We start from the raw sequence: 12,298 nt of genomic DNA on the forward strand, positions 1-12,298 counted from the left end.
GTCCCTTGCGCCCAGCCGAGCAGCGCCGAGAGCATCTGGCCGGTCTGGTTGCTATCATCGTCGATTGCCTGCTTGCCGACAATGATCAGGCCGGGCTGTTCTGCCTCGGCCACGCCTTTGAAGATCTTGGCAACGGCGAGCGGCTCGACTTGATCGTCGGTCTCGACCAGGATCGCCCGGTCGGCACCCATGGCGAGTGCCGTGCGCAAGGTCTCTTCGGCCTTGGCCGGGCCGACGGAGACGACGACCACTTCCTCGACCTTGCCGGCTTCCTTCAGCCGCAACGCCTCCTCGACCGAAATCTCGTCGAACGGGTTCATCGACATCTTCACATTGGCAAGCTCGACACCCGATCCATCCGGCTTCACCCGGATCTTCACGTTGTAATCGACGACACGCTTGACGGTGACCAGAACTTTCATGGCATTCCCTTCATTGATTTCATTGCCAGACACGCATTCACACGCGGCTTCAAACCGCAGCTGGGCCTTCGGCGGCTTCACCGACGCGGCTGCGGACATAGTTTCGAATGTCCAGGCTCCAGTCCTCCATCGGCGCGTAATAGCCGAAATGATGGACCTGGTTGGCCATGCCGCGCTGGACCCGTTCGCAGGCCGACCAGTCCTGCCGGTTGACCAGATCCCAGAAGTCGACGGTATCGGACGGATCGAAGTCCGGCTTTTCGATCTCCTGTTGCTCGAACAGGAAGAGACAGTCGATATCGGTCCGGTTCGGTCCTTTGGGTGTCAAGAGAAAACAGGCAGCGTGATCGCAGGCCAGACTGACGAACAGGTTCGGGTAGACCAATTCACCCTTGTGCCGGGTCAACTCATGCTCGTCGAGACCTGGGAACGGGTGGCGGCTCGTCGTGCCTGATGTCGTGAAGGTATAGGCTCCCTCCCGATGCGGGACGCCGTTCTCCCAGTCGAGCATTGCGCCGCCGTTTTCACGGAATGCCGGCACGATGGCGCACAGTTCCGGATGCACGCCGGCGCAGTGATAACATTCGTTGTAATTCTCGGCGATCACCTTCCAATTGGCATCAACTTCATAGTGAAGCGCGGCACCAACGCGCAGGTCGGCGAGAGGATAACGGGCGATACGCCCAGGCATCGGCCCCAACTGCTCTGCGAGCGACGGCCCGCCTTCGGGCGTCAGGTGCAGGAACAGGAATCCACCCCAGCTGTCGACGCCGACCGGATAGAGCGAGAAATCCTCTTTCTTGAGGGAGACGCCTTCGGCGAGATGGGGGGCTGCGACCAGCGCACCGTCGAAATTATAGGCCCAGGAGTGATAGGCGCAGCGGATCAGGTTTTTGCCGACCACGCCGCCCATGAGCGGCGACCGGCCGGGACGCTCTTCCTTCTCAGCCGCGACGCAAAGCTCGGCGCCGCGATGACGACAGACATTGTAGAAGGCTCTGAGCGCGCCGTCGCGGTTGCTGACCACCAACACGCTTTGTCCGAAAACCTGGAAAACCTTATGCCCACCGGCCAGCTCGATATCCTCGACGCGGCCGACGCAGGTCCATTCCTTCAGAAAGATCCGCTGCTTCTCAAGCTCGAAAATCCGGTCTTCGAGATACCAGGAGGATGGCAGGCTGGCTTGCAGCGCCGCAGGTGGAGCGGTCTGGGCAGTATTCATATCTGAACTCCCTCGATTGCATCGTGTGGCCGGATCACTGAACGGTGTGCCTCCGGCCCACATGGAAACAATGGCAACGCCAATGCGAGGCCGTCGGCCTGCCTGCTAAATCGACCCTTTGGCAAAGCGCGGAACATCGAGATAACCATCGGCCAGAATGCATGGCTTCAGGCCACCGCGTGTTACCGCCGCGAAGGTCTCGTGGGTGAGGAAGACGAAGCCGCCGGACTCCTCCATCAGGTCCTGCATCTTCTTGTAGATCGCTCCACGTTTCTCCGTGTCCGGTTCGTTGGTGCCCTGCTGGTAAAGCGCATCGAATTCCGAGCTGTCGAACTGCGACCAGTTGTAGATGCCGATCTGCGCCGGACGGAACCAGGTCAGATTTTCCGACGGATCGACACCACCGGCAAAGCCCATCAGCACCATGTCGAGCGTCTTCCAGGTTTCGCCGTTCTTATCGCCCAGCGTCCAGTAGACGCCTTCGTCGACAGCCTTGATCTCGACCGCGATGCCGATCGCACCAAGAAGCGCCTGGACGATCTGGCAGGTCAGCTGGCTGGTCTTGTCGTTCATCGCGGCCAGTTCGAGGGTGAGATCGGAGACCCCAGCTTCTTCCAGCAGCGCCTGCGCCTTTTCCGCATCCGGCGCGTAGAGGATCGCATCGCGGTGGCCGATCATGCCGGGCGGCACGACGCCGGTCGCAGGCGCTGCGAGCCCGGAATAGGAACCGTCCATGATCTGGCTGACATCGAGCGCATATTGTATGGCGCGGCGCACCCGCTCATCCTTGAATTTGGGATTGATCAGGTTGATCGACAGCCAGAGAAAGCGGTTGCCGTTCATTTGTCGGGCCGCTTTCAAGGACACGGCCGAGATACATGATAACGATACGATCGGAGACGTGCCGGGCGACGGCGAGATTGTGGGTGATAAGCAGGAAAGCCGCGTCGTGCCGGTCGCGAATATCCAGAAACAGGTTGAGCACGCCGCCCTGCACCGAGACATCAAGTCCGGCGGTCGGTTCGTCCGCGATGATCAGCCGCGGAACAACCGACAGCGCCCGGGCCACGGCGGCGCGGCGTGCCTGTCCGCCTGAGAGTGCATGCGGGAAACGCGATAAAAGGTTTGCCCCAAGACCCGCCCGCGCGGCAAGATCCTCCAGATCGTCGCGGCGTACGCCGCCTTGGCCTGCTATACGGCGCGGCTCTGCGATCATCGCGCCAATGCGCTGCCGCGGGTTGAAGGAGGATGCAGGGTCTTGAAACAAAAGGGCGGCCTCGCGGCGCACCTTGCGAAAACTCCCTTTGGAGAAATCCGGAAGGGCGACCCCATCCAGACTGATCTGCCCGCCCGATGGCCGCATCATGCCGATCAGCGCGCGCCCGAACGTGGTCTTGCCGGATCCGCTTTCGCCGACAATGCTGACGATTTCGCCGGGACAAACGGAAATCGATACGTCGATCAGGATATCAAGCTTGTAGGTCGGCTGGAAGAAATAATGCGGCCCTTCCGGCACGCTGACGGTCAAATGATCGGCCTCTATCACAGGGCTTTTCCCAGTCATGGCGCGCTCCTCGCAACAGGCGCAATCCGGCGCAGCGCTTCATGATCGATCACCGGCATACGGCCGATGCCCGTTTCGATCAGCGATGGTTCGCAGGCAAACAGCGCCTTGGTATAGGGATGGCGCGGATCGGCGAAGATCGCCTCGACCGTTCCCTCCTCAACGATACGGCCGGCATACATGACTGCTACCCGGTCGCAGATTTCGGCGATGACGCCCAGATGGTGCGAAATCATCAGGATGGCGACGCCGGATTCGGCGCGCAGTTCGCGCATCAGATGCAGGATCTGCGCCTCCATGGTGACGTCGAGCGCGGTCGTCGGCTCGTCGGCAATAAGCAGCGACGGCCGCATCAGAAGTGCTGCTGCGATCGCGACGCGCTGAAGCATGCCGCCGGAAAGCTGGAATGGATAGGTTTCCAGCCGTGCAGCCGGATCGGGAAGGCCGACCTGCTTGAGGACAGCAAGAATACGTTCGCGCTTCTCATCCTTGCTTGCCTTTCGATCGCGCCAGAGCAGATCGGTCAGTTGGTGACCGAGCGTATGCAGCGGGCTGAACGCCGTCATCGGGTTCTGGAAAATCATGGCCGCACCCGGACCCCGCAACGATGCCACGGTCTTGTCGGGCGCACCGAGCAAGTCCGTGCCGCAGAGGGAAAGGTGTTGTCCGGTAATGACGACCGATTGCGGCAGCAGGCGCAGGACCGCGTGGGCTAGCGAGGTCTTGCCGGAGCCGCTCTCGCCAATGACGCCGACGACCTCGCCCGGCCGGACGGTGAGGTTGACCCCTCGGACTGCCGGAGCACCACCGCCATAGGAAATCGTCAGATCGGCGATATCGAGCACCGGCTCGGCCAATGCCGCACCCGTCACGCGGTTGAAGCCGAATTCGAGATTCATGGCCGGCTCTCCCGCGCAAGCTTCGGATCGAGCGCATCGCGCAGTGCCTCGCCGAAGAAGGTGAACCCGATTGTGGCAAGGATCAGCGGCAATCCACCGGCGATGACCGGCAGCGGGGTGGTGCGGATCACGGCGAAGCCATCTGACAGGATGTTGCCCCAGCTCGGAATCTGCGGCTTTACGCCAAGCCCCAGGAACGACAGTCCGGCCTCAAGCGTGATGATGGTCGACAGGTCGAGACAGGCAAGGATGAGCAACGGGCCAATGACATTGGGCAGCAGATGGACGAAGAGGATGCGACCAAGGCCGGCATTCATCGCCTGCTCCGCCTTGATGAAGTCGCGCGCCTTGATGCTGAGCGTCTGCGTGCGGATCAGCCGTGCATAGCTTGGGACCGAATAGATGACGATGACGAGAATGACCGTCGAGATGCCGGCGCCCAGAAGCACGACCATGGCGAGGCCGAACATGATCATCGGCAGGGAACTCATGCTATCGAAGACGAGGATAAGACAGGCGTCGAGCCAGCGCGGACCATAACCGGCGATAAGACCCAGCGGCAAAGCGGCGGCAAGTGCCACGGCTAAAGATACAAGCGCCACGGTCATCGCCGTGCGGGTACCGAGGATGACGCGGGAAAACAGATCACGGCCGAGCTGGTCCGTGCCGAGAAGATGGCTCCAAGAGGGATCAGCGAGTCGCTCTTTGACATTGATGGCTGTCGGCGAATAGGGCGCAATCCACGGCGCAAAAAGAGCGGTAAGCACGATCAAGGCCACCAGCACGCAGCCGATTGCACCAAGCGGCGTCGAAACGACCTGCCGCAGGGTAGAGGCAATCCGGAAAACCCTGCCGGGCTCGGTGCTGGCAGCGGGGGTCGTGATGTCCGGTGCTGCGAGTGCCATGTTACAAAGCGCTCCTGACGCGCGGGTCGAGGAAAGCCGTGACCACGTCGGCGATGATCATGCAAGTCACGTAGAGCCCAGAGGTCATCAGCACAGTTCCCATGACGACGGGATAGTTGCGCGAAATCACCGCGTCATAGGTCATCTTTCCGAGACCTGGCCGGGAGAAGACAATCTCCGCAAAGACCGAGCCCGTCAGCAGCCCGCCGAAGCCGATGGCGATGACCGACAGCACCGCGAGAAATGCCTGCTTCAGCGCATATCGATAGATGATGCGCCGTTCCGGCACCCCAAACGAGCGCAAGGTGCGCACATAGGCCTCCCCCATTGCCTCGATCATCGCGGCGCGCACGATTCGCGAGACGTAGCCCACCCAACCGAGACCAATGGCAAAGGACGGCAGTATCAATGCCCGCGCCTGGCCCATGATATCGCCGGGTTCGCCCGCGCCGATCGCAGGCAGCCAGTTGAGCGTCACGGCGAAGATCAGCAGCGAATAGAGCGAAACCACGAAGGACGGCACGGCCACCAGCCCGACCGAAAGCACACCGATCAGCCAGTCCGGCCAGCGGCCATGATGCACGACGGCGGCACAGCCAAGGACGATACCGAGCGCTACGGCCCAGATGAAGCTGGCCACCGCCAGCGTCACCGTATAGGGCAGCACTTCCAGGATCATGGTTAGAACCGGGCGGCGGCTCCAGACATCCTCGCCGAGATTGCCCTGCGATAGGCGCCCGAGGAACAGGCCCAACTGCTCGAAAACGGGCCGGTCGAGGCCCATCAATTGTCGAAAGGCTTCCCGCATCTCCGGCGTCGAGCGCGGCCCGAGCGCCACCACGGTCGGGTCCCCGGGGATCATGTGCATCATCCCGAACAACAGAAGCGCAACGATGAGCAGGATGACGAGGCCAAGGCCGATACGGCGGAGGATGAAGAGGGTCATGCACCAGCCCTCGTTTTCGCTGACGGGCGCATCAGAGATGGTCGCGGTCGAAGCATGTGGCGCCCTCCCTTTCAAAGACGAGTGTATCCCGCTCGTAGGCTTCCAGCCGCCAGGTCAAATGGAACTGCTTTGCATCCGAGGTCAGCGTCACGCTGGAGCGGGTTGTGACGTCGGCATCGCCGCTGGCGAAACTCAAATCCCAGCCCGTATGAACACTCGCCGACAACGGGTCACTCTCGGTGATGTGCATGCTATCGACCACGCGGGCCGCGGTAATGATGGAGCGGTCTGTCAGGTGCTGGCGACCGAAATCGCTGGTCAGGGTGACGGATTGCCGACCGCTGCCCATGTCAATCGCAATCTCACGACGATGCTCCTCAATTGCGAGTTCGACAAGCGGAACGGGCGGGGAGGATTCGGCCGGCTGAAATGCCGGGGCGATCGCGCCCTCAACCGCGTTGCGTACCGGCAGCGATAGCGTGCACGTGCCGGGCTCGATGACGATCGTCGGGATCAGTGGTGACGGCCACAGGATCGGCCAGAGTTGTGTGGTGAGCACGAGGCGCAGACGATGGCCTTTCGGGAAGCGGCGGCCGGTATGGTTGAGCGCGATGCGGGCGGTAAATGTTTCGCCGGGCACGAGTTTCTGCGGCTGGGCACTGCCGTTGCGATGGGTAAGATTGAGGGCACCCCATGTGACGAGCGTCGAAGTGCCGTCCGGCGCGACATCACAGATTTTCGCGACCAGAAAGGCGTCTGTCCTGTCGCAAACGGCGGTTATATTGATGAACGGGGCGCCGAGCATATCGAAATCGTCGCTCAGCGGCATCGTATCGAAACACAGCCCAAGGCCGTCTTCGCGGCGCTGGTCGAGCGCCATGTCAGGCACAATGCCGCCATAACCACCATACCGTCCAAAATCGCGGCCTGTCGTAACCGGCGATGACAGCCGCATGGATGTGCCCTGCTCCGCTGTCTCTCCCAGCGCACCTTCATTCAGATGCAGCAGACGCTGCGAAATGTTCGGCGACGGCCATGAAGGCTCAGCGACCCAACGGCCGGGGTGATCGGGATAAAAAGGCGCCGGGGCATGCGGCTCCGTTATCCATGCCGTATAGGCCGGCTCGTCCATGATGCCGGTATCGACGCCATCCAGCCAGTGACGCCACCAGCGGATCGCCTCCTGCAGATAGCCGATGGCTGGCCCTGGATCTCCGAGGAAGGGATAGGCATGGCTCCAGGGACCGATCAGTCCCTTGCGTGGGCCGGACAGCCCCTGCATCAGGCGCGGCACGGCATTGTAATAGGTGTCGTCCCAGCCGCTGATCGCATAGACCGGGATGATGATCCTGGAAAAATCCTCGCAAACCGAGCCACGCTGCCAATAGGCATCCCGGCGCTGGTGCTGCATCCAGGTCTCCGACCAGCAGGTGGTGGCCTCCAGCCGCTCCTGCCACATGGAACGCCAATGGTCGCCGACGATCTGCGGGTCCGGCGGCAGCGCGCCAAGCCCAAGGATGAACGACGACCACATGGCGTCCTCGGTCAGAAGACAGCCGCCATAATAGTGCACGTCATCGGCATAACGGTCATCGGAGCCGCAGAGCGCAATGACCCCCTTCAGTGCGGACGGCTGACGTGCCGCGACCTGAAGCGCGTTGAAACCGCCCCAGGAAATGCCGGTCATTCCGACGGCGCCGGTCGACCAGGGTTGGACGGCAAGCCAGGCGATGATCTCCTCGGCGTCGTCGAATTCCTGTTCGGTATACTCGTCGCTCAGGATGCCTTCGCTATCGCCGGACCCGCGAATATCGACGCGGCAACAGGCAAAGCCATGACCGGCGATATAGGGATGCATCTTCACATCGCGAAACACCGTACCATCGCGGCGGCGGTAGGGGATGAGTTCCAGGATTGCCGCAACTGGCGCCGTTTCGGCATCCTCCGGCAGCCAGATGGTGGCGGCAAGCCGGGTGCCGTCCTTCATCGGGATGAACACGGGATCGAGGCAACGAACTGCGCGCGGGAAGCTTTCGGCCATTATGGTCATGGCGCTTCTCCTTTCGTTTCCGGCGGGGAACACCCGTCATCCTTGCGCGGCAGCCATTCGTAAACGGCGGGTGATGTCTGCGGATAGGCTACGAAGTCCTCGCGGTTGTCGACCTGCGGCTGCCGCAGAGTGCGCCACAGGGCAAAGCCTGCGAAGGCGAGCGACAGAACGATGGCGTACCAGAAGAAGGAGGCGGCCCCGAAATGCTCGACACCGGTGGCGGCGATCGCCGGGCCGATCGTACCGCCGAGCGCCCAGACCAGCAGCAGATTGGACGACAGGGCGACGAATTCGGACGAGGTGGCGCGGTCATTGGCATGGGCGACGCCAAGCGGGTAGAAAATTTCGGATATGCCGCCAAAAACCGAGAACAGGATCAACAGCATCCAGAATGGCGTTGTAACATCGATGGCGAGAAACAGCCCGCAGACGGCAGCCAGAACCAGGGATAACCACAGCATCATGTTGCGCCGGTCGAGCTTGTCGGACAGCTCTCCCAGCGGAAACTGCAGGAACAGCGCGCCGAGTGCCACCGCAGCCATCAGCAGGACGATGCGGTCCTGGGCGAAACCGAGTTCAAGCCCGTAAAGCGAGCCGATGCTGGCAAAGGTCGAGGAAATCAGCCCCGTCATCAGACAGGCGAGCGTGCCGAGCGGCGACGTCCTGAAAGCCCTGAGGAAATGTACGCCAACCGGCGCATGCAGCTGTGGTTCACCAACCCAGACAGCGGTGACGGGAACCAGCGCCAGCGCATAGAAAGCGGCGGCGATCATCAGCATGCCGTTACCGGCGGGATCAATGTCCCGGGCCAGTAATTGTCCGAGCCCGTAGAACAGGCCGAGAACAAGAACATAGAGGGTGAGCGTACGCCCGCGCCCCGCATTCGGCACCATCGCATTCAACCAGCTTTCGATGATGACCGATTGTCCCGCATTGACGAACCCCATCACTGCCATGATGACCATGAACACGGCCACACCCGGCTCGATGCCAAGCGACAGAAGCAGCGCCGCGGAAAGCGCGGAAAACGCCGCATAGGCCCGCACCTCGCCAACCGAGCGGATCAATTGGATGGACCCCATGCAGCCGACGAGAAAACCAGCCCCCTCCGCCATGACGACGAGACCGACGATATTGGCGCCGTCGCCGTTGGCGATGATGCGCAGCGGCAGCAGCGTATGGAACAATCCGGAACCGGCAGCATGGAGCGCGCCGCCGGCAAGCGGCGATGCGATCGACCATGGTGACAGGCTCTTGATCTGGTTCATCAACCGGCCTCTATTCCGCGGCAACGCACGGCGCAAAGGCCGGCTCGGCATCGACGAAGGGCGTGTCGCGGCGATAGGGCTTGCCGGTATCGGCGGTGCCGAGTTCACGGGCAAGCTTGTGGCCACTATGAACCGCGTGGGCAATGGCGCCTGGCGCCAGCGTGTCGCCGATGCGCTCGACGCTGCGGATACCTGCTGCAGTCAGTTCGTCCAAGCGGTCCATCAGAGCAGCATAGAGCTCGCCGCGCGGGGTCCGCATGCCAACGATCAGCACGGATTTGCAGGCGACCGTGCTCTGTTCTCCATTGAAGAGGTGGGTCAGCGTCGCGGTCTCTCCGTCAAAGGCGGAGACCATGTGCAGGGTCGTCACTGGTACATTGCGCCTGGCCAGCGCCTTGTGCACCAGCGGCAACTCGTTGGTCATGATCGTCCAGGCTGACGCCTGCCCGGCCGGTGTGACATAGGAGACGTCGATGCCGAGGGAGGCAAGATGCTCCGTTAGCACGCCGCCCATGTAATAATTGTCGAAATCGAAGACGAGCGTCGGACCTTCATGCATCCGGCCGGCGGCGATATCGTCAGGCGTAAAGACTTGAGGATGCTCCAGGGTGCCAACGGGGATTTCCAGTGTCGAATAGAGCATGTTCGTCCAGCGGGCACCGGTGGCGACAACGACGCGATCGGGAGCGAGATCGATGATCTCATCGACGCCCAAAGTGCTTTCCAGATACATCGAGACATTGGTCATCTCGTTCAGGCGTCCGAGCCGGTATTCGGCGACACGGTTCCAGGCCGACAGGCCGGGCAACGTCTTTTCAAATGTCAGGCGGCCGCCGAAGGCCCTGTTCGCATCGGCCAAAGTCACCTCGTGACCGGCGCGCCCGAGCGTCAAGGCGCATTCCAGTCCGGCCGGGCCACCGCCGACGATCAGCACTCTTTCCCTCCTTGCCGCCGTTGTGACCCGTTCGGGATGCCAACCGCGCCGCCACTCCTCGCCCGCCGTCGGGTTTTGCGTGCAACGGACGGGCACGCCGTCATGCCAGCTGGAAATGCAGATATTGCAGCCGATACATTCGCGGATTTCCTCCATCCGGCCTTCCCTGATCTTGGCAGGCAGGAAAGGATCGGCGATCGACGGGCGTGCACCGCCGACGAAATCAAGAATACCCCGGCGGATCTGCGACACCATCGTATCGGGCGAGGTAAAACGGCCGACTCCGACCACCGGCCTTTTCGTCATCGTCTTGACGAAATCGATCACCGGCTCGTGGCTGCCCTCACCGGTGAACCGTGAGGCGGAACAGTCCGTCGGGCTTGAGTCCATCTTGACATCGAACAAGTCGGGACAGTCTGCCAGAAGTTCGATCAGTTCATGGGCTTCGGACGGCTGATGGGTGCCCGGCCGACCGCGAAGCTCTTCCAGGCTGACGCGAAGGGCTACGCCGCAATGCTCTCCGACGGCATCCTTGGTGACCTCGATCAACTCGCGCACGAAACGCACCCGGTTGGCGATCGAACCGCCATATTCGTCGGTACGGTGATTGTATTCCGGCAGCAGGAATTCATAGCCGAGATAGCCCATGCCGGCATAGACTTAGACGATGTCGAACCCGGCGCTGCGCGCCTTGCGGGCGGCTTCTGCCTGCCATTTCAGCACATCACGGATATCAGACTTGTCCATGATCTTCGGGCGCAGGTTGCCCATGAAGCCGATATGGGTCGCCATCCAGGGAATGCCCGACGGCGAGAGCGGCGGCAACCGGCTGGCGCGGTTCATCACCGCAGCACCGCCATGCCAGAGCTCAACGCCGGCAAGCGAGCCGTGCTTGTGAACGGCGTCAGTCATCAGGGCGTGGGCGCGGATATCGTTGTTGTCCCACATCGTCGCCATCGGCAGCGGCGCATCGTCCGAGCTCGGATCGGTGGAACAGGCACCGGTACAGACGACACCCCAGCCACCCTCAGCCTTAGCTTCACGGAAGGCGGCGCGCACTCTGGGAAGGGCATTGGTCATGCCGCTGGCATGCGGCACCTGATAGAAGCGGTTTGGCGCCGTGACCGGGCCAATCCGCAAAGGTTCAAACAGCACGTCGTAACGGGATTCCCGCGTCATGGCCTTACCTCGTTCCCCGCCGCTTTTTTGCAGCTCATTGAGCAAAAGGATAAGCACGAAAAAAAAATCGCGCAACAGAAATTATACGACCTTATAATTTCTGCTGTAATGCATTGTATTTACATTATATTATCGATATGATCTGCTGCCATCCCCCAACTAGGGGCCTCGCAGATCGATTTTGGGAGCGGGACGAAACTCTTTGAAATCACCTCTGCGGAGATGGTAAGCCTTATGCCGAACGAGAGCCTCAGCACCTGTGATCAAGAGCAAGCCGGCCAAGAAACCTTCCACCCGCTTCCGGCGAGAAACACCGGAAGACCGCCGTCGCCAGTTGGGAGAAGCGGCGTTGCGCTGCATCGTCAAACACGGCAACGCCGGTGTATCGGTGCGCCAGATCTCGGCTGAAGCCGGTGTGACGCAGGGGCTCATCACCCATCATTTCGGTGAGATCAACGAACTTGTCGCATACGCCTTCGACATCATGTCGGAAGGCTTGCTGCAGGCTATCACCGCAGCGGTCGATGCCGCCCCGCCCTCGCCCCGCGAGAGGCTGGACGCCTTCATCGAGGCCTCGTTCTCGCCACTGTTGTTCGACCGCGATGTGCTCGGCGTCTGGGTGGTTTTCTGGGGGCTCATTTTGCACTCGCCGCGCATGAGCGCGTCGCAGAAAGGTGAATATTCGTCCTATGTCGCCACCGTCGAGGGGTTGCTGTCAGATCTCGCCAAAGCCGAAGGCTTTTCCATTGGCAACTTGCGGCTGACCTCCATTGCCTTTACCGCTCTGCTCGACGGGCTGTGGCTTGCTTGGTGCTTGAACCCCGCCGCATTCCGCCCGGAAGATGGCATTACGCTTTGCCGCAACTGGATCGAAGGCATGCGCCGCGGCGCCTATGCCGATTAATAGAA

General features: G+C 61.6%; 11 protein-coding genes and 1 pseudogene. 1 reads left to right on the top strand and 11 read right to left on the bottom strand.

Annotated elements, in window-relative coordinates:
• The 11 genes and pseudogenes from ACP7E0_RS30230 to ACP7E0_RS30280 form a co-directional block, all read right to left on the bottom strand.
• Positions 1–422 (bottom strand): electron transfer flavoprotein subunit beta/FixA family protein (locus ACP7E0_RS30230; RefSeq protein WP_426130496.1); only part of this gene is annotated, 422 nt, incomplete at its 3' end.
• 49 nt (positions 423–471) lie between these two features.
• Positions 472–1,644: an aromatic ring-hydroxylating oxygenase subunit alpha gene (locus ACP7E0_RS30235; protein ID WP_426130498.1), complete on the bottom strand. Its 1,173-nt coding sequence runs from the start codon at positions 1,642–1,644 to the stop codon at positions 472–474.
• A 105-nt stretch (positions 1,645–1,749) separates the two neighbouring features.
• On the bottom strand, positions 1,750–2,487 hold the full coding sequence (locus ACP7E0_RS30240) for an ABC transporter substrate-binding protein (protein ID WP_426130500.1): 738 nt from the start codon (positions 2,485–2,487) through the stop codon (positions 1,750–1,752).
• The gene (locus tag ACP7E0_RS30245) at positions 2,426–3,208 is read right to left on the bottom strand and encodes an ABC transporter ATP-binding protein (RefSeq protein ID WP_426130501.1); all 783 of its coding nucleotides are present in this window, start codon (positions 3,206–3,208) and stop codon (positions 2,426–2,428) included. Before ACP7E0_RS30245 ends, ACP7E0_RS30240 begins: the two co-directional genes overlap by 62 nt.
• Positions 3,205–4,107, bottom strand: a complete 903-nt coding sequence (locus tag ACP7E0_RS30250; RefSeq protein ID WP_426130503.1) for an ABC transporter ATP-binding protein — start codon at positions 4,105–4,107, stop codon at positions 3,205–3,207. Before ACP7E0_RS30250 ends, ACP7E0_RS30245 begins: the two co-directional genes overlap by 4 nt.
• Positions 4,104–5,012 carry an ABC transporter permease gene (locus ACP7E0_RS30255; RefSeq protein ID WP_426130505.1) on the bottom strand — a complete coding sequence of 303 codons (909 nt, stop codon included), beginning with the start codon at positions 5,010–5,012 and terminating at the stop codon, positions 4,104–4,106. The genes ACP7E0_RS30250 and ACP7E0_RS30255 overlap by 4 nt, the downstream gene beginning before the upstream one ends.
• 1 nt (position 5,013) lies before the next feature.
• Positions 5,014–5,958 carry an ABC transporter permease gene (locus tag ACP7E0_RS30260; RefSeq protein WP_426130507.1) on the bottom strand — a complete coding sequence of 315 codons (945 nt, stop codon included), beginning with the start codon at positions 5,956–5,958 and terminating at the stop codon, positions 5,014–5,016.
• A gap of 31 nt (positions 5,959–5,989) precedes the next feature.
• Positions 5,990–8,008 carry a CocE/NonD family hydrolase gene (locus ACP7E0_RS30265; protein WP_426130509.1) on the bottom strand — a complete coding sequence of 673 codons (2,019 nt, stop codon included), beginning with the start codon at positions 8,006–8,008 and terminating at the stop codon, positions 5,990–5,992.
• Entirely contained in the window at positions 8,005–9,276 is a 1,272-nt protein-coding gene (locus tag ACP7E0_RS30270; RefSeq protein ID WP_426130511.1) for an MFS transporter, read from the bottom strand. Before ACP7E0_RS30270 ends, ACP7E0_RS30265 begins: the two co-directional genes overlap by 4 nt.
• Before the next feature lie 10 nt (positions 9,277–9,286).
• Positions 9,287–10,366 carry an FAD-dependent oxidoreductase gene (locus ACP7E0_RS30275; protein ID WP_426130623.1) on the bottom strand — a complete coding sequence of 360 codons (1,080 nt, stop codon included), beginning with the start codon at positions 10,364–10,366 and terminating at the stop codon, positions 9,287–9,289.
• A 6-nt stretch (positions 10,367–10,372) separates the two neighbouring features.
• Positions 10,373–11,389: pseudogene (locus ACP7E0_RS30280) on the bottom strand (methylamine); the annotation flags it as partial.
• Between the two features lie 259 nt (positions 11,390–11,648).
• Between ACP7E0_RS30280 and ACP7E0_RS30285 the strand changes: the two are divergent.
• Positions 11,649–12,293 carry a TetR family transcriptional regulator C-terminal domain-containing protein gene (locus ACP7E0_RS30285; protein WP_426130512.1) on the top strand — a complete coding sequence of 215 codons (645 nt, stop codon included), beginning with the start codon at positions 11,649–11,651 and terminating at the stop codon, positions 12,291–12,293.
• Positions 12,294–12,298: the final 5 nt, after the last annotated feature.

The sequence above is a fragment of the Pararhizobium sp. PWRC1-1 genome (genome assembly GCF_049897905.1).
Classification (GTDB): domain Bacteria; phylum Pseudomonadota; class Alphaproteobacteria; order Rhizobiales; family Rhizobiaceae; genus Pararhizobium.

What these genes read in the sequence shown, in the direction of transcription:
- ACP7E0_RS30235 (WP_426130498.1), bottom strand. Translation starts at nt 1,644, where the DNA reads ATGAATACTGCCCAGACCGCTCCACCTGCGGCGCTGCAAGCCAGCCTG.
- ACP7E0_RS30240 (WP_426130500.1), bottom strand. Translation starts at nt 2,487, where the DNA reads ATGAACGGCAACCGCTTTCTCTGGCTGTCGATCAACCTGATCAATCCC.
- ACP7E0_RS30245 (WP_426130501.1), bottom strand. Translation starts at nt 3,208, where the DNA reads ATGACTGGGAAAAGCCCTGTGATAGAGGCCGATCATTTGACCGTCAGC.
- ACP7E0_RS30250 (WP_426130503.1), bottom strand. Translation starts at nt 4,107, where the DNA reads ATGAATCTCGAATTCGGCTTCAACCGCGTGACGGGTGCGGCATTGGCC.
- ACP7E0_RS30255 (WP_426130505.1), bottom strand. Translation starts at nt 5,012, where the DNA reads ATGGCACTCGCAGCACCGGACATCACGACCCCCGCTGCCAGCACCGAG.
- ACP7E0_RS30260 (WP_426130507.1), bottom strand. Translation starts at nt 5,958, where the DNA reads ATGACCCTCTTCATCCTCCGCCGTATCGGCCTTGGCCTCGTCATCCTG.
- ACP7E0_RS30265 (WP_426130509.1), bottom strand. Translation starts at nt 8,008, where the DNA reads ATGACCATAATGGCCGAAAGCTTCCCGCGCGCAGTTCGTTGCCTCGAT.
- ACP7E0_RS30270 (WP_426130511.1), bottom strand. Translation starts at nt 9,276, where the DNA reads ATGAACCAGATCAAGAGCCTGTCACCATGGTCGATCGCATCGCCGCTT.
- ACP7E0_RS30275 (WP_426130623.1), bottom strand. Translation starts at nt 10,366, where the DNA reads ATGGAGGAAATCCGCGAATGTATCGGCTGCAATATCTGCATTTCCAGC.